Annotated in this window: 16 protein-coding genes and 1 riboswitch; of the genes, 9 read left to right on the forward strand and 7 right to left on the reverse strand. The window is 70.9% G+C overall.

The annotated features are described in order from the left end of the window. Positions 1-115: 115 nt before the first annotated feature. The 6 genes from ctaE (at position 116) to AC0KTA_RS28020 (ending at position 7,444) form a co-directional block, all read left to right on the forward strand. The gene (ctaE, locus tag AC0KTA_RS27995) at positions 116-736 is read left to right on the forward strand and encodes an aa3-type cytochrome oxidase subunit III (RefSeq protein ID WP_030360900.1); all 621 of its coding nucleotides are present in this window, start codon (positions 116-118) and stop codon (positions 734-736) included. A gap of 92 nt (positions 737-828) precedes the next feature. After that, positions 829-1,638, forward strand: a complete 810-nt coding sequence (qcrC, locus tag AC0KTA_RS28000; protein WP_016639575.1) for a cytochrome bc1 complex diheme cytochrome c subunit — start codon at positions 829-831, stop codon at positions 1,636-1,638. Further along, entirely contained in the window at positions 1,635-2,693 is a 1,059-nt protein-coding gene (gene qcrA, locus AC0KTA_RS28005) for a cytochrome bc1 complex Rieske iron-sulfur subunit (protein ID WP_481050986.1), read from the forward strand. The genes qcrC and qcrA overlap by 4 nt, the downstream gene beginning before the upstream one ends. Further along, on the forward strand, positions 2,690-4,345 hold the full coding sequence (gene qcrB, locus AC0KTA_RS28010; RefSeq protein WP_481050987.1) for a cytochrome bc1 complex cytochrome b subunit: 1,656 nt from the start codon (positions 2,690-2,692) through the stop codon (positions 4,343-4,345). The genes qcrA and qcrB overlap by 4 nt, the downstream gene beginning before the upstream one ends. Before the next feature lie 178 nt (positions 4,346-4,523). Then, positions 4,524-5,588, forward strand: a complete 1,065-nt coding sequence (gene trpD, locus AC0KTA_RS28015) for an anthranilate phosphoribosyltransferase (protein WP_481050988.1) — start codon at positions 4,524-4,526, stop codon at positions 5,586-5,588. Positions 5,589-5,750: 162 nt separating this feature from the next. Then, positions 5,751-5,867, forward strand: a riboswitch (SAM riboswitch). 173 nt (positions 5,868-6,040) lie between these two features. After that, entirely contained in the window at positions 6,041-7,444 is a 1,404-nt protein-coding gene (locus AC0KTA_RS28020; RefSeq protein ID WP_481050989.1) for an aminotransferase class V-fold PLP-dependent enzyme, read from the forward strand. On the opposite strand, the gene AC0KTA_RS28025 is transcribed toward AC0KTA_RS28020, so the two are convergent. From AC0KTA_RS28025 to AC0KTA_RS28055, 7 genes are all read right to left on the reverse strand, one after another. Next, positions 7,363-8,592 carry a glycerate kinase family protein gene (locus AC0KTA_RS28025; protein ID WP_481050990.1) on the reverse strand — a complete coding sequence of 410 codons (1,230 nt, stop codon included), beginning with the start codon at positions 8,590-8,592 and terminating at the stop codon, positions 7,363-7,365. The two genes, AC0KTA_RS28020 and AC0KTA_RS28025, sit on opposite strands and share 82 nt — an antisense overlap. 67 nt (positions 8,593-8,659) lie before the next feature. Continuing rightward, positions 8,660-10,075, reverse strand: a complete 1,416-nt coding sequence (locus tag AC0KTA_RS28030) for an SLC13 family permease (protein ID WP_481050991.1) — start codon at positions 10,073-10,075, stop codon at positions 8,660-8,662. 98 nt (positions 10,076-10,173) lie between these two features. Then, a complete protein-coding gene (locus AC0KTA_RS28035) occupies positions 10,174-10,836 on the reverse strand; it encodes a response regulator transcription factor (RefSeq protein WP_481050992.1) in 663 nt (220 codons plus the stop codon). Next, positions 10,833-12,197 (reverse strand): sensor histidine kinase, encoded by a 1,365-nt coding sequence (locus AC0KTA_RS28040; protein ID WP_481056587.1) that lies wholly within the window; start codon positions 12,195-12,197, stop codon positions 10,833-10,835. The genes AC0KTA_RS28035 and AC0KTA_RS28040 overlap by 4 nt, the downstream gene beginning before the upstream one ends. Before the next feature lie 67 nt (positions 12,198-12,264). Next, positions 12,265-12,600 (reverse strand): small secreted hydrophilic protein, encoded by a 336-nt coding sequence (locus AC0KTA_RS28045; protein WP_481050993.1) that lies wholly within the window; start codon positions 12,598-12,600, stop codon positions 12,265-12,267. Positions 12,601-12,714: 114 nt separating this feature from the next. Then, entirely contained in the window at positions 12,715-12,996 is a 282-nt protein-coding gene (locus tag AC0KTA_RS28050; protein ID WP_189732779.1) for an Lrp/AsnC family transcriptional regulator, read from the reverse strand. 42 nt (positions 12,997-13,038) lie between these two features. Beyond that, the gene (locus AC0KTA_RS28055) at positions 13,039-13,776 is read right to left on the reverse strand and encodes a rhomboid family intramembrane serine protease (RefSeq protein WP_481050994.1); all 738 of its coding nucleotides are present in this window, start codon (positions 13,774-13,776) and stop codon (positions 13,039-13,041) included. Between the two features lie 134 nt (positions 13,777-13,910). On the opposite strand from AC0KTA_RS28055, the gene AC0KTA_RS28060 reads away from it, so the two are divergent. From AC0KTA_RS28060 to AC0KTA_RS28070, 3 genes are all read left to right on the forward strand, one after another. Continuing rightward, positions 13,911-14,150 carry a hypothetical protein gene (locus tag AC0KTA_RS28060; protein ID WP_016639563.1) on the forward strand — a complete coding sequence of 80 codons (240 nt, stop codon included), beginning with the start codon at positions 13,911-13,913 and terminating at the stop codon, positions 14,148-14,150. A 35-nt stretch (positions 14,151-14,185) separates the two neighbouring features. Beyond that, positions 14,186-15,535, forward strand: coding sequence for an NYN domain-containing protein (locus AC0KTA_RS28065; protein WP_481050995.1), 1,350 nt, complete (start codon positions 14,186-14,188; stop codon positions 15,533-15,535). Between the two features lie 253 nt (positions 15,536-15,788). Next, on the forward strand, positions 15,789-16,847 hold the full coding sequence (locus AC0KTA_RS28070; RefSeq protein ID WP_481050996.1) for a C40 family peptidase: 1,059 nt from the start codon (positions 15,789-15,791) through the stop codon (positions 16,845-16,847). Positions 16,848-16,889 lie beyond the last annotated feature (42 nt).

A 16,889-nucleotide genomic window follows, 5' to 3' on the forward strand; every position in this document is an offset into this window, starting at 1 on the left:
CACCTCGTCAACACCGGTTCGGACACCGCTCCGATGGGCCATACGGGCAGCACACACGCCGCAGACACTCCGAACGGCACCCCCCGGGGTGAGGGCGGGATAAGCGACCGACATAATGTCGGTCGTGGCGACAGCAACGACAGTAGATACCGGGCACGCGCACCCGCCGGTCAATCGACCGAACCTCACCAGCGTCGGAACCATCATCTGGCTGAGTTCCGAGCTGATGTTCTTCGCGGCCCTCTTCGCGATGTACTTCACCCTGCGATCGGTGACTGGTCCCGATCACTGGAAGGAAATGGCGTCAAGCCTGAACTTCCCGTTCTCGGCGACGAACACCACCATCCTGGTGCTCTCCTCCCTGACCTGCCAGCTCGGCGTCTTCGCCGCCGAGCGCGGGGACGTGAAGAAGCTCCGGATGTGGTTCATCGTCACCTTCATCATGGGTGCGATCTTCATCGGCGGTCAGGTCTTCGAGTACACGGAGCTGGTCAAGCACGAGGGCCTCTCGCTCTCGTCGGACCCGTACGGATCCGTGTTCTACCTGACCACCGGCTTCCACGGACTGCACGTGACAGGCGGACTCATCGCCTTCCTGCTGGTCCTCGGCCGCACCTACGCGGCCCGGAGGTTCACCCACGAGCAGGCGACCGCCGCCATCGTCGTGTCCTACTACTGGCACTTCGTCGATGTCGTCTGGATCGGCCTCTTCGCCACGATCTACATGATCAAGTAATCGGCGCGGGGTCACCGGCTCAGGCGCCGGACCCGACGTACCGACACATTCCAGAAGCACCGACGCAGAAGATCCTGACACCGGGGTAATCCGTGAAAAAGCTCTCCGCACGACGACGCCATCCGCTGGCGGCGGTCGTCGTCCTACTCCTCGCGCTGGCGGCCACCGGGGGGCTGTACGCCGCGTTCGCGCCGGCGGACAAGGCGCAGGCCGACGAAACCGCTCAGTCCCTCGCCATCGACGAGGGCAAGAAGCTCTATGCCGTGGGCTGCTCCAGCTGCCACGGAACCGGCGGTCAGGGCACGTCCGACGGTCCGAGCCTGGTGGGCGTGGGCGCCGCCGCTGTCGACTTCCAGGTCGGCACCGGCCGGATGCCGCTCCAGCAGCAGGGCGCCCAGGCGCCCAAGAAGAAGGTCATCTACAACCAGGCCCAGATCGACCAGCTCGCCGCGTACGTCGCCTCGCTCGGCGCGGGACCCAACATCCCGACGGAGAAGCAGGTCAGCCCCGAGGGCGCCGACATCGCCAAGGGCGGCGAACTCTTCCGTACCAACTGCGCCCAGTGCCACAACTTCACCGGTGAAGGCGGCGCACTGACGCACGGCAAGTTCGCTCCGAGCCTGGAGGGCGTCAGCCCCAAGCATGTCTACGAGGCCATGCAGACCGGCCCGCAGAACATGCCGTCCTTCCCCGACACGACGATGCCGGAGAAGAGCAAGAAGGACATCATCGCGTACCTCGACGCGGTCAACGGTGAGAAGACCGAGAGCCCCGGCGGTCTCAAGCTGGGCGGTCTCGGACCGGTCAGCGAAGGCCTGTTCGCCTGGATCTTCGGCCTCGGCGCGCTGATCGCGGTCGCCGTGTGGGTCGCCGCCCGGACCGCAAAGGCCAAGAAGTCATGAGTAGCCAAGAGAATCCAGAAGAGAACCTGCCCAGCGAGCAGGAATCCGCGCACGGCACGGTAGCCGTGGCCGAGGACGCCGATCCGTTCGCGGACCCGGGGCTGCCGCCCCACGAGAACCGCGTCCAGGACATCGACGAGCAGGCCGCCCGGCGCTCCGAGCGCACGGTCGCGCTCCTGTTCACCATCTCGATGCTGGCCACCATCGGCTTCATCGCCTCGTTCGTGGCCTTCCCGGTCGACAAGAGCGTCTACATCTGGCCCATCGGCCACATCAGCGCGCTCAACTTCTCCCTGGGCATGACCCTCGGTGTGGCGCTCTTCTGCATCGGCGCGGGCGCGGTCCACTGGGCCCGCACCCTGATGTCCGACGTGGAGATCGCCGACGAGCGGCACCCCATCGAGGCCGAGCCCGAGGTCAAGGCCAAGGTGATGGCGGACTTCGCGGCCGGCGCGAAGGAGTCCCAGCTCGGCCGGCGCAAGCTGATCCGCAACACCATGTTCGGCGCGCTCGCCATGGTCCCGCTGTCCGGTGTCGTCCTGCTGCGTGACCTCGGTCCGCTGCCGGAGGACAAGCTGCGGCACACCCTGTGGTCCAAGGGCAAGCTGCTCGTGAACATGAACACGAACGAGCCGCTGCGCCCCTCGGACGTCCCGGTCGGTTCGCTCACCTTCGCCAAGCCCGAGGGCCTGGAGGAGCACGACCACGACTTCCAGACCCAGATCGCCAAGGCGGCCCTGATGATCGTCCGGATCCAGCCGGACAACATCAAGGACAAGCGTGAGCTCGAGTGGTCCCACGACGGCATCGTCGCGTACTCCAAGATCTGCACCCACGTGGGCTGCCCGATCTCCCTGTACGAGCAGCAGACGCACCACGCTCTCTGCCCGTGCCACCAGTCCACCTTCGACCTCTCCGACGGTGCCCGAGTGATCTTCGGCCCGGCCGGTCACGCGTTGCCGCAGCTGCGCATCGCCGTGAACGAGGAGGGCTACCTCGAGGCGCTCGGCGACTTCGAAGAGCCCGTCGGTCCTGCCTTCTGGGAGCGCGGATGAGCACCGAGAACACCACGTCGCCCACGGCGACGACGGCCACCGACAGCCGCAAGAAGGCACCCGCGGGCGAGCGGGTCGCCGACTGGGCCGACGGCCGCCTGGGGATCTACTCCCTGGCCAAGGCCAACATGCGCAAGATCTTCCCGGACCACTGGTCCTTCATGCTGGGTGAGGTCGCGCTCTACAGCTTCATCGTCGTCATCCTCACGGGTGTGTACCTGACGCTGTTCTTCCACCCGTCGATGAACGAGGTGGAGTACCACGGCAGCTACGTCCCGCTGCAGGGACAGCTGATGTCCGAGGCGTTCAACTCGACCATGCACATCTCCTTCGATGTGCGCGGTGGTCTGCTCATCCGGCAGATCCACCACTGGGGCGCGCTGATCTTCCTCGCCGCGATGTTCGTGCACATGATGCGCGTGTTCTTCACGGGTGCGTTCCGCAAGCCGCGTGAGGTCAACTGGCTGTTCGGCTTCCTGCTGTTCGTCCTCGGCATGTTCACCGGCTTCACCGGTTACTCGCTCCCGGACGACCTGCTCTCCGGCACCGGTGTCCGCTTCATGCAGGGCGCCATCCTGTCGGTGCCGATCGTCGGCACGTACCTGTCGATGTTCCTGTTCGGCGGGGAGTTCCCCGGCGGCGACTTCGTGGCGCGGTTCTACTCGGTGCACATCCTGCTGCTGCCGGGCATCATGCTCGGCCTCGTGGTGGCGCACCTGATCCTGGTCTTCTACCACAAGCACACGCAGTTCGCGGGCCCCGGCAAGTCCAACAAGAACGTCGTCGGCATGCCGCTGCTCCCGGTCTACATGGCCAAGGCCGGAGGCTTCTTCTTCCTGGTCTTCGGCATCATCGCGGCCATCTCGGCGATCGCCACGATCAACCCGATCTGGGCGCTCGGCCCCTACCGTCCGGACCAGGTGTCCACCGGCGCCCAGCCCGACTGGTACATGGGCTTCTCCGAGGGTCTGATCCGTGTGATGCCCGGCTGGGAGGTCAACTTCTGGGGCCACACGCTCGTCCTGGGCGTGTTCATCCCGCTGGTGATCTTCCCGCTGGTCCTGGTCGCCATCGCGGTCTACCCGTTCGTCGAGGCCTGGGTCACCGGCGACAAGCGCGAGCACCACATCCTGGACCGCCCGCGCAACGCGCCGACGCGCACGGCCTTCGGCGTCGCGTGGATCACCTGGTACATGGTGCTGCTCGTCGGTGGTGGAAACGACCTCTGGGCCACGCACTTCCACCTGTCGATCAACGCCATCACCTGGTTCGTCCGGATCTTCTTCTTCGCCGGACCGGTCATCGCGTTCATCGTCACCAAGCGGATCTGCCTCGGCCTGCAGCGGCGCGACAAGGACAAGGTGCTGCACGGACGCGAGTCCGGCCTCATCAAGCGGCTGCCGCACGGCGAGTTCATCGAGGTGCACGAGCCGCTCGACAAGGACCAGCTCCACACCCTCACCGCGCACGAGCAGTACGAGCCGGTCGCGATCGGCCCGACGGTCGACGAGAACGGCGTCCAGCGCAAGGTGAAGGGCTCGGAGAAGCTGCGGGCCAAGCTCTCCAAGGGCATGTACGGCGAGGACAGCCAGATCCCCAAGCCGACCGCCGAGGAGTACAAGGAGATCACGAGCGGCCACGGCCACCACTGATCGCCCGAGCGCGGTGACGCGCTGACCCGAAGGTCGCCACGGCAGGAGCCCCGTCCAGGGCATGGACGGGGCTCTTTGCCGTCCCCCGGGCTGGATAGGGTGGTGGCCACCCCCATGTGCCGGGGTGGCCATCGGCTACGTACGTCTCTTACGTACGTCCACGAACCCAGGAGCGGCTATGAGCGCTGTGACCCCCGCAGGAGGCGACACCGCGGCGGCCCGTTCCTGGCCCGACGTGCTGAACGGGCTGCTCGACGGGCGCGACCAGAGCGCGGACGACACGGCCTGGGCCATGGACCGCATCATGCGCGGCGAGGCCACCGACGCCCAGATCGCGGGCTTCGCGGTGGCGCTGCGGGCCAAGGGCGAGACGGTCGAGGAGATCTCCGGTCTCGTCCGCACGATGTACGAGCACGCCCACACCATCGAGGTGCCCGGGCCGAGCGTCGACATCGTCGGCACCGGCGGCGACGGCGCCAAGACCGTGAACATCTCCACCATGGCGGCGATCGTCGTCGCCGGGACCGGCACGAAGGTCGTCAAGCACGGCAACCGCGCGGCGTCCTCCGCCAGCGGCGCCTCCGACGTCCTGGAGAAGCTCGGCGTCAACCTGGAGCTGACCCCGCAGCGAGTGCGGGAGGTCGCCGAGGAGGCCGGGATCACCTTCTGCTTCGCGGTGAAGTTCCACCCCGCGCTGCGGCACGTCGCGCCCGCGCGGCGCGAGCTGGGCATCCGGACCACCTTCAACTTCCTCGGTCCGCTGACCAACCCCGCCAAGGTGCGGGCGCAGGCCACCGGCGTCGCGGACGCGCGGATGGCGCCGATCCTCGCCGGCGTGCTCGCCGAGCGGGGCTCGTCGGCGCTCGTCTTCCGCGGCGACGACGGGCTCGACGAGCTCACGACGACGGCCACGTCGCGGGTGTGGGTGGTACGGGACGGGGCCGTCCGCGAGGAGGCCTTCGACCCGCGGGACGTCGGCATCGACCTCGTCCCCGTCGAGACCCTGCGCGGCGCCGACGCCTCGTACAACGCGGAGGTCGCGCGCCGCCTCCTGGACGGCGAGACGGGTCCCGTGCGGGACGCGGTGCTGCTCAACGCGGCGGCTGCGCTGGTCGCCCTGTCGCCGGGCGAGGGCCCGCTCGCGGACCAGATCCGCGCGGGGATGGCCAAGGCGGCCGAGGCCATCGACTCGGGCGCGGCGAAGACCGCGCTGGCGCGCTGGGTGGCGGCCAGCAACAAGTAGCGTGCGCGGCGGTCGGAAGGAGGCCTGCGGTCTCCTTCCTCCGCCGCGGCGGCGCTCAGCCCCCACCGGCCATTCCCGGCGGTGCCGTGCCGGCGCAGCCCCGACGTCCGGGATTCGGACGGTCAGTTGCGTCTGCGCGATCATTTGGCATACTTCTCGGCAGGTCATGAGCGACAGCGATGAGGCCCCGGCCCGCTGTCCGGCAACCCTCCGTCCGTGGCGGGGTGCCCCGGGTGAAGACCAGGCGGTGGACAGCAAGGTTCATCGCAAGCGCGGACCCCTCGCGTCACCAGGGGTCCTGGTTGTCGAGGGAGCAGTCTCGTGAGCAAGCGAATGCGATAGGGCCGAAGGCCCCCTTCTCCGCACCCCTTTCACTTTTCCTGTGCCGTTGACCGGTCGTACCGACCGACGTCCGGCGCAGTGATCTCGCCTGCCTCGTACGGGAGTTCGTCATGCCTGCCACCACCATTGCCGCCGACCCCTCCGTCTGTGCCCCGCTGCCCGTCCTCGGCCGCGACGTCACCGTGCCCCTCGTCACCGGCGGCGAGGTCACGTACGCCGCGCTCGACTACGCCGCCAGCGCCCCGGCCCTGCAGCGCGTGTGGGACGACGTGGCCGCGTACGCGCCGTACTACGGGAGCGTGCACCGCGGCGCGGGGTACCTGTCGCAGCTCTCGACGGACCTGTTCGAGAACGCGCGGAAGACCGTCGCCGAATTCCTGGGGTGCCGCGAGGGCGACCAGGTGGTGTTCACGCGGTCGACCACCGACTCGCTGAATCTGCTGGCCGCCGCGCTGCCCGCCGACTGCCAGGTCTTCGTGTTCGAGACCGAGCACCACGCCTCGCTGCTGCCCTGGCGCGACGCCCGCGTCACCTACCTCGACGCCCCGCGCACCCACGACGAGGCCGTCCACACCCTGGAGCGCGCCCTCGCCGACCGCGACCCCTACGGGCCCGCCCTGGTGTGCGTCACCGGCGCCTCTAACGTCACCGGCGAGCTGTGGCCGGTGCGCGAGCTGGCCGCCGCCGCGCACGCGCACGGCGCCCGCATCGTGCTCGACGCCGCCCAGCTCGCGCCCCACCACCCCGTGGACGTACGGGAGTTGGACGTCGACTGGGTCGCCTTCTCCGGGCACAAGCTGTACGCGCCCTTCGGCTCCGGAGTGCTCGCGGGCCGGGCCGACTGGCTGCAGGGCGCGGAGCCGTACCTCGCGGGCGGCGGTGCCTCGCGGAAGGTCGCGCGGCGCGCCGACGGGGGAGTGGACGTCGAGTGGCACGACACGGCCGCCCGGCACGAGGCCGGCTCGCCCAACGTCATCGGGGCGTACTCCATCGCCTCCGCCTGCAAGGCCCTGGACGAGGCCGGGTTCGACGCGCTCGTGGAGCGGGAGCGGCAGCTGATCGGCACGGTCCGCGCGGGGCTCGCGGCGGTGCCCCAGGTGCGGGTGCTCTCGCTGTTCGGGGACGACGCGCCGCGCGTGGGCGTCATCTCGTTCGTCGTGGACGGCTGGAACAGCTCGCACTTCGCGGCCGCGCTGTCCGCCGAGTACGGCATCGGGGTGCGCGACGGCCTGTTCTGCGCGCACCCGCTCGTGCGCACCCTGCTCGGCGGCGAGTCCGATGAGCCCGGCGAGTGCGGCGCCCCGGAGGCCGCGCCCGGCGAGCGCTCGCTGAACGCGATCCGGGTGAGCTTCGGCGCGGGCACCCCGGACGAGCACGTGGAGCGCTTCGTGCGCGCCGTCAGGGAGCTGGTGACGGACGGGGCGCGGTGGAACTACCGCACGGAGGACGGGCGTTGCGTGCCGGACACCGGGGTGGCGGACGCCGGGGCCGCCACCGAGGTCACGGCCGCCTGACGCAGCCGGGAGCCCAGGACGATCATGCGCAGGGCGCGTTCCGTCGCGTCCGTGAGGAACTCGCCGCCCCGGTTCAGTGCCTCCGTGAGCGACACCGGGGCGGGCAGGATCGCGCTGTAGGCGTCCACGCCCAGGTCCCGCACAGCCTGCGCCCCGTCCCCGATGGTGCCCGCGAGCACCAGGACCGGGCGGCCGAACCGCTTCGCCCGGCGGGCCACCTCGGCCGGCACCTTGCCGTGCGGCGTCTGGTGGTCCAGGGCGCCCTCGGCGGTGACGACCAGGTCGGCGCGGGCGAGCCTGGCGTCCAGGTCCAGGTGGTCGAGGAGCACGTCGAAGCGGGGCAGGAGCCGGGCGCCGAGCGCGGCGAGACCCGCGCCGAGGCCTCCGGAGGCGCCGGTTCCGACGCCGCCGTAGAGGTCGGCGGTGACGTTCAGATCGCGGGTCAGGACGTACGCCCAGTGCTCCAGGCCGGCCGCGAGCTGCTCGACCTGGGCCGGCGTCGCGCCCTTCTGCGGGCCGAAGACGCGGGCCACACCGCGCTCGCCGCACAGCACGTTGTGCGGGTTGCAGGCGACGAGCAGCTCGGTCTCGGCGAGACGCGGGTCGAGACGGGTGGTGTCGATGTGATGCAGCCGCATCAACTCCCGCCCGCCGTACGGAAGTTCCCAGCCGTCCGCGTCCAGGAGCCGGGCGCCGAGGGCCTGCAGCGCGCCCGCGCCCCCGTCCGAGGTGCCTGAGTCGCCGCAGCCCACCAGGATGCGGCGCGCGCCCGTGTCGAGGGCGGCGCGGATCAGCTCGCCCACGCCGTACGTCGTGGTGGCCCCCGGGTCGCGCAGGTCCCGCGGGACCAGGCTGAGGCCCGCCGCCGCGGCCATCTCCACGACGGCGGTGCCGGAGCCCAGCAGCGCGAAGTGGGTGCCGATGCGCTCGCCGACCGGGCCCGTCGCGGGCAGCGCCACCAGGCGGCCGCCGGTCGCCGCGGCCAGCGCCTGCGCGGTGCCCTCGCCGCCGTCGACCAGCGGGATCAGGTCGACCTCGGCGTCCGGCACGACGCGCCGCACGCCGTCGGCGATGGCCTCGGCGGCGGACTGGGCGGACAGGGACTCCTTGAAGCCGCTGGGCGCGACGGCGAAACGGGTCAGAGGCATGGACGTACTCCTTGAGTGGCACGGACGAGCAGGAAGGTGAAGGGCGCGCACAGGAAGGCAAAGAGGCTCAGCGGACGACCGGCACGCCCAGCAGCGGCCACACCGCGAGCGCGAACAGCAGGACCAGGGCGGCCGTCAGGGGAGCCAGGACGGCGGACAGGCGCAGCAGGTCGCGCGGTGTGTAGGTGGGCGTCCCCGGTATCTCGGCGAAGAGCGTGACCGGCTTCGCGGACGCAGGCAGCGTGTGGCAGAATCCGGCGGCCGCCGTGGACGCGAGCGCCGCCGCGACCGGGTTCACGCCGGCGCCCACCGCGGCCGCGACCACCAGCGGCACCAGGACCGACGAACGAGCCGAGCGGGACTGCAGGACCAGGTGCGCCGCCGTGCTGACCGCGATGACGACGGCCAGGAACAGCCAGGGCGACAAGTCGACGGGCAGCCCCGACACCAGCCACTTCGCCGCCCCCGAGTCGGCGAGCGCCACGCCCATCGCCATCGTCGCCGCCATGAAGAGCAGCAGCGACCACGGCACGGTCTTCAGCGCGTCCTTCAGGCGTACGGTGCCGAGCGCGGGGGAGGAGGCGACGACGGCGCCGATCAACGCGACCACGGCGGGCGGCACTTGGTGCAGGGGCTCGCTGCACCACAGCGCGACGACGGTGGCCAGGAGCAGGGCGCAGCGGGTTTCGGCGGGCTCCCAGGGGCCGGTGACGGGGTGGTCGCTGTGCTTCTGTATGTCCTCGGCGGTGATGTGGACGGGGCCCCGCCGGTCGGCCCGGCGGGTCGTCGTCCAGAGCACGGCCTCCGCCGCCAGGTGGGACGACGCGATCGCCAGCGGCAGGCCGAGCAGCAGCCACTGCGTGAAGCCGATCCGCTCCCCGGTGCTCTCCCACAGGACGGACACCGTGATCAGATGCGCGCCCGCGCCGATCAGGGTCGCGACCGCGGACAGCAGGATCACGGTCGGGAAGAGCAGCGCCAGCATCACCACAAGCCGCTTCCGGTCGGCCAGGACCTTGGCGAGCGCGAGGAAGACGGGCAGCGCGAGCGCGGCCCGGCCGGAGGTGGCCGGTACCGCGAAGGCCGTGACGACGAGGGCGGCGGTCGTCAGGTGCGTCAACTGCCGCACGCTGCGCGCCCCGCTGACCAGGAACGCCGCCGCCCGCCCCGCGAGCCCGCTGCGTGCCACGGCGGCCGCGAGCACGAACGCGCAGATCAGCAGCCACACCGTCTCGTCGCCGAGGGTGCCGAAGAGGGTGTCGCTGCTGATCACGCCGGTCGCGGTGAGGGCGAGGCCCGCGCCGAGGGCGATGTACGTGTCGTCGATCGGCGTGCCGATCCAGGCGCAGGTGGCCAGCGCGAAGACGGCGAGCGTGAGGCGGGCGTCACCGCTCAGGCCGGGGAAGTTGCCCGGCACGACGAGGAGCGCGCACAGGCTCAGGGCCAGGCAGAGCAGGATCGTTTGCCGCAGGGTCAGGGTCACGGCATTCAGCGTTCAGGTGCGCCGTGAGCCCTCAATGAGCCGAAGATGAAGGGAACTTCACCGGGGCACGAGGCCCCCGCCCCCGTGGCGGCCCCGTCTCACGCGGGCAGCCGGTACCCCATCCCCCGCACCGTCTCCACCCGCTCCGCCCCCAGTTTCTTGCGCAGCGCCCGCACGTACACGTCCACGATGTTCGAGCCCGGGTCGAAGTCGTAGCCCCACACGTGGGACAGGATCTGCTCGCGGGAGAGGACCTGCCCGGGGTGGCGCAGGAACAGCTCCAGGAGCACGAACTCGCGCGCCGTCAGGTCCACCGTCCGCTCGCCCGAGCGGGCCCTGCGCGTGCGCAGGTCGAGCGTCACCTCGCCGCCGCGCAGCACCGTCACCTCCGGCGCCCGGGCCGCCGTGCGCAGCCGCAGCCGGACCCGCGCGAGCAGCTCCTCGAAGCGGAACGGCTTGGTCATCCAGTCGTCCGCGCCGCCCTCCAGACCGGCGACGGTGTCCCCCACGGAGTCGCGGGCGGTCAGCACGATCACCGGCGCCGACACCCGCGCCTCGCGCAGCTCCCGGAGCACGGTGAAGCCGTCCCGGCCCGGCAGCCCGATGTCCAGCAGGATCAGGTCGAAGCCGCCGGTGAGGGCGTAGTCGTACGCCGCGTCGCCGTCGCCCACGATCGCCGTGGTGAAGCCGTTGGCGCGCAGTCCCTTGTCGACGAAGGAGGCGATGCGCTCCTCGTCCTCCACTATCAAGATGCGGTTCACGTCCGGTGGTCCTCCAGTACGAGTACGAAAGTGGCGCCGCCGCCCTCGGTGGCGCGCAGCCGGACCTCGCCGTGGTGGCCGTGGGCTATCGCGCGCACGATCGACAGGCCGAGCCCCGCGCCGCTGGTGCGCGCCCCGCGCCGGGACGTGCCGCGCCGGAAGCGTTCGAAGATGACCTCGGCGTCCTGCGCCTGGACGCCGGGGCCGCTGTCGGCGACGTACAGCTCGACCCGCCCGTCCGTGACCCGCGAACCGACGCGGACGCGCTGGCCGGGCACGGTGTGCTGGACGGCGTTCTGGGCGAGCTGGACCATCGCCTGGGTGATGCGCTGGGGGTCGAGCCGGGCCTCGCTGTCGGCGACCTCGGCCAGTTCCCAGCGGCGCTCGCCGAGGGTGCGGGCCTTCACGAAGACGTCGGCGGTCAGCTCGGCGAGCTGCACCGGCTCCGGCCTGATGAAGTCCGGGCGCTCGGCCTTGGCGAGGAGCAGCAGGTCCTCGACGATGCGGCTCATCCGGTCCAGTTCGTCGGTGACGAGCCGGACGGTCTCCTCGCGCTCCGCCGGATCGTCGCCCATCAGCTCCAGGTGGCCGCGGACGATGGTGATGGGGGTGCGCAGCTCGTGCCCGGCGTCGTCGACGAACTCGCGCTGCGCGGCGAAGGCCCGCTCCAGGCGGTCCAGCATGCCGTTGAAGGTGTCCGCGAGCGCGGCGATGTCGTCGTTGCCGTGCACGGGGATGCGCCGGGTCAGGTCCTGCTCGGTGAGCTGGGCGGCGGCGGTGCGCACCACCCGTACGGGTTTGAGGATGCGGCCGGCCACGGCCCACGCGATGCCCGTCGTCAGGACGAGCGCGACGCCCGAGATGGCGAGCAGGATACGGAACACGTCGTCCGCCTTGGCCTGTTCGGCGGCCGGGTGGAAGGCGACGACGAACGCCGCCTCCGGCTCGTCGCCGTGCCGGGCCACCTCGACCTTGGCCCAGCGCAGCTCGCCGGACGGGCGGTCCAGGGTGCCGGTGGAGCCGTCCGCCGCGAAGATCGCGCGGCGCGCCCCGGGGTCGCGGTGCAGCGGGTGGCGCACCGAGAGCTCGCGGGGCTGGGTGTACTGGGCGGGGCCCGCGCCCTCGCGGCGTACGAGACCGATCAGCTCCTCGCCCGGGTCCGCGTACTGGCGCTCCAGGAAGACCTTGAGCAGTCTGCGCGGATCGGAGAAGCGCTTGCCGGTGTCCGGGTCGAGGCCCCGGTCCACGAAGTTGGTGAACTCGCCGGTCTCCTGCGTGAGCAGCCGGTCGACGCGGTGGTCGACGTCGCGCAGCAGGATCGAGCGGGTGGTAGCGGCGACCGCCGCGAGGGCCACGGCCATCACCAGGAGCAGCCACAGCAGGATGCGGACGCGCGCGGAGACGCGGCGGCGCGCGGCACCGGGCGGCTCAGCCGTCGTCGCCCGGTCCGTCGTCGGCGCCGTCGTCACTTGATCCGTCGTCATCGTCACGCGAGTCACCCGAGTCGCCCTGGTCGTCGCCGTTGCCGGGACGGCCCGTGCCGTCCGTGGAGTTCTCGCCGACCGGCGGCGGGGAGACCACCTGATCGCTGGGGGTGGGCCGCGGCTTGCCCGGCGCGGTCGACGGCGACCCGCTGTCCAGCTCGACCTTGGGCGGCACCTTGGGGGACGAGGGGCTGTCGGTGAGGGCGTAGCTCGTCACGGCGATGCCCAGCGGAATCGCCACGACGGCCGCCAGGGCCGCGATGCGATGGGAGAAGACCATGGCAGCGATGGTGGGCGGCGTACCGATTCATCAGGATGAGCCGCGGATGAAGAATCCTTCATCAAGGGCGATCCTTCATCAAGGGCGGCGGATCCGGACCCGGGATGACGGGATCTACGAGTCGAGGCCGATCGCGAACGCCGCTTCCAGGTCGTGCTGCGAGTACGTACGGAACGCCACGTGCGTGTCCGTCGCCTCCACGCCGGGGATCTTGCTGATCCTGCCCGGGATGACGTCCGCCAGGTCGTCGTGGCGGGCCACCCGCACCATGGCGATCAGGTCGTACGTACCGGTGACGGAGAAGACCTCGCTGACGCAGTCGAGGGCGGCGATCGACTCGGCGATCTCGGGGATCCGGTCCACGCTGGTCTTGATGAGCACGATCGCGGTGATCACGGCTGACTGTCTCCCTCGGTGGCCGTTCCAGAGGCTTTCACTCTAGCCCGCCCGTCTCCCACCACCACCCTTCCAAGGCCGCGCTACGCGCCTTCCCATCTGCGTGTGCCGGCACCCCCATGCGTAAACGAACCCCAGGGAGAACCCCACCAGGTGCGCCAGATACGCCACCCCCGCCCCCTGCCCCTCCTGCCCCGCCGCCGCCCACTGCAGCGCCACCCAGAACGGCAGCACCACCCATGCCGGAAACCGCAGCGGCAGGAAGAACAGGAACGGGAAGAGGCTGGTGACCCGCGCCTTCGGGAAGAGATAGAGAAAGGCGCCGAGCACGGCCGAGATCGCCCCCGAGGCGCCCACGAGGGTCTGGCGGGAGTCCGCGTGCGCGATCGCGTAGGCGAGCAGGGCGAGACATCCGCAGCCGAGGTAGAAGAGCCCGTACTGGAGGTGGCCCATGCGTTCCTCGACCATCATCCCGAACACGTACAAAAAGAGCATGTTGCCGAGCAGATGCAGCCAGCTCCCGTGCACGAACAGCGCGGTCACGGGAGTGAGCGCGGCCCGCGGCTTGCCGCTGAGGAGTTCGACGGGTACGACGCCCCAGCGCTCGAAGTAGGCCTGCTGGGCGGCGATGAGCCCGTCGCCGCTGCCGTACGCCGGGTTCAGCCCGGAGCCCGGAGAGATCAGGAAGATCACGCAGCACGCGGCGATCAGCGCGTACGTCACCGGAGCCGCCTGTTGTCCGGCCTTCCGGCCCGCGTCCCGCACCCACGCAGCGATCATGGACAGAGCATGACGTAACGAGGGCAAACAGACCGGACCGCCTCGCCCACTCGTGTGCGTACGGAGCCCCTTACCCAGGCCTTAGGGTTACGGGCAATACGCACCACGGTTCCCCAAGGAAAGCGAACGTCACGATGACGGTTCCCCTGCCGACCGACACCACCCGATGGCGCTGCACCCTCTGTGGCAACCTCACGCGCTTCGACGTGACCCGATCGTCGAAGGTCGTCGAGTACGTGCACCTCGACCTGGCCGGAGCGCCCAAGGTCGAGGAACGCGAGGTGGTCAGTGAGACCATCGAGTCGGTCCGCTGCCGCTGGTGCAACGCGGTGGACCAGGTGGAACTCGTGGACAGGCCCGGGGCCGGCTCCTGAAGGGAGCGGGCCCCGCACAGCTAGTGGGGTGACCGATGGTGGAGAGCGCGGGCGGAACGCCGGAGGACGGCGCCGCTGAGGTGCTCGACCGTCCGCTGCCCGACGGCGTGCGGCGAGCGGTCGTGCAGATCGTGTCGGACGGCTTCGGGGGCCTCACGGTCGCCGAACTGCCGCCGCAGTTGCGCCAGTACGCGCGCTTCACCCCGAGCAGGCGGGTGAAGTTCGCCGCCAACGCCATGGCCGCCGCCCTGGAGAGCGACCCCCTGTTCCGCCAGCGCATCGGCGAGCGCCTCCGCGAGGCCCAGCCCGAGCTGACCGGTGCCCTCGACGCGGGCACCCCGCCGCCCGCCGCGGACCCGCTGGACGTGGCGGCCGCCGCCTATGTGCTGCGCCCGCCCGGCTGGGTGAAGCTGGTCACCGCGGCCGGCGAGGAGGCCCAGCGCGCCGACGCCGAGCGGGCCGACGAGGAGGCCCGGGCCGAACTGGAGCGGCTGCGCGCCGAGCTGACCGCCGCCCGCGCCCACACCAAGGCCGAGACCGAGCGGCTGCGCGCCGATCTTGACGCGGCGAAGAAGGAGGCCGAGTCGGCGCACCGCAAGCTGCGCGGCGCGCTGAGCGACGTCAAGCGCGGCGAGGCCGCGCTGCGCAAGGCCACCGCCGAGATGGACAGCGCGCGCGCCGAGAGCCAGGCCCAGCTCACCGCCGCCGAGAGCGAGGCACGCCGCCTCAAGGCACGCCTCGGTGAGACCGAGGCGGCCCTGGAGGCCACCCGCAGGGCCGCCCGCGAGGGCCGCAGCGTCGAGGACATGCGGGTGCGGCTGCTGCTCGACACGGTGCTCGACGCCGCCCAGGGGCTGCGCCGCGAACTCGCCCTGCCGCCGGTGTCGGTGCGGCCCGCCGAGACCGTCGACGCGGTCGAGCCGGGACGGATGACGCCGAAGGACATCGCCGCCCGCGCGCTGTCCGAAAACGATCCGGCCATTCTCGACCAACTGCTCGCCCTGCCGCAGGCTCATCTGGTCGTGGACGGCTACAACGTGACCAAGACCGGCTATCCCACGATGCCGCTGGAGAAGCAGCGGCTGCGGCTCCTCGGCTCGCTATCGCAGCTCGCGTTGCAGACCGGGGCCGAGGTGACCTGCGTCTTCGACGGTGCCGAGCTGGCGGCGCCGGTGCTGCTCGCGCCGCCGCGCGGGGTCCGGGTGCTGTTCTCCAAGCCCGGCGTGACGGCGGACGAGCTGATCCGTCAGCTCGTGCGCGCCGAGCCGCCGGGCCGCCCCGTCATCGTCGTGTCGACCGACCGCGAGGTGGCCGACGGGATCGCCAAGGCGGGCGCGCGCCCGGTGGCGTCCGCGGTGCTCCTGAAGCGGCTTTCGCGCGGCTAGTCGGCTTTCGCGCGGCTGGGCGGGCTTTCGCGCGGCTGGTCGGCGTACGCAACTCCCGTTCCCTATGACCGAATTGGTCCGTTGTTGCGCGCGACGGAGCGTCAAGAAGTCGTTACCGGCCGTCGATTCTCCGTAAAGAAAACGCTCGTTGACCGACTTTTTCATGGTCAGGATTTGATCTGATCACATGAGGGTCACTAGGGTCGCGCCCAGACCTCCGCTCTGTTGATCACTCATCGAAGGAGCCGCCTTCGTGGCGTCCCACCGTCGACCCAAGCAGCCGGGCCGCGCCCGTGTGACCGTGCTCACCGCGACCGCCGCCGCTGCCGTCGCCCTCACGTCGCAGGCCGCGAACGCCGCTCCGAGCGAGAAGCCGAGCAAGGACGAGGTCAAGTCCAAGGTCGACAAGCTCTACGAAGAGGCCGAGAAGGCGACCGAGAAGTACAACGGCGCCAAGGAGAAGCAGCAGAAGCTGGAGAAGCAGGTCGACACCCTGCAGGACAAGGTCGCCCGCGGCCAGGACGACCTCAACGACCTGCGCAGCGGCGTCGGTTCGCTCGCCAGCGCGCAGTACCGCTCCGGCGGCATCGACCCCTCGCTGCAGCTCTTCCTCTCCTCCGACCCGGACAACTACCTCGACAAGGCCTCCGCGCTCGACCAGTTGAGCACCAAGCAGGCCGAGGCCCTGAAGAAGATCCAGGCCAAGCAGCGCACGCTCGCGCAGCAGCGCAAGGAGGCCGCGGACAAGCTCGAGGACCTCGCCACCACGCGCACGGAACTCGGCAAGAAGAAGCGCGAGGTGCAGGGCAAGCTCGGCGAGGCGCAGCGCCTGCTGAACTCCCTGTCCGCACAGGAGCGGGCGGCCCTGAAGGCCAAGGAGGACCGCGCGTCGCGCGACTCCGCGCGCAAGGCCCTCGACAAGCCCGACACCGACACCTCGACGGGCCAGGCCCCCAAGGGCTCCGGCCGGGCCTCGTCCGCGTACGCCGCCGCGCAGAGCAAGATAGGTTCGCCGTACGTCTACGGCGCCACCGGACCGAGCTCCTTCGACTGCTCCGGCCTCACCTCCTGGGCCTACGCCCAGGCCGGCATGACCATCCCGCGCACCTCGCAGGCCCAGGCCAACGCCGGTACGCGGATCGCCTCGCAGAGCGACCTCAAGGTCGGCGACCTCGTCATCTTCTACGGCGACCTGCACCACGTCGGCTTCTACGCGGGCAACGGCCAGGTCCTGCACGCGCCGCGCAGCGGCACCGTGGTCCGCTACGAGTCGATCAACAACATGCCGTTCCAGTTCGGCGTCCGCATCTGACCTGCCGCCGATCCCGGCCCCGTTTCCGTCCGGCCGTGCGGC

The organism is Streptomyces sp. Y309, from assembly GCF_056712025.1.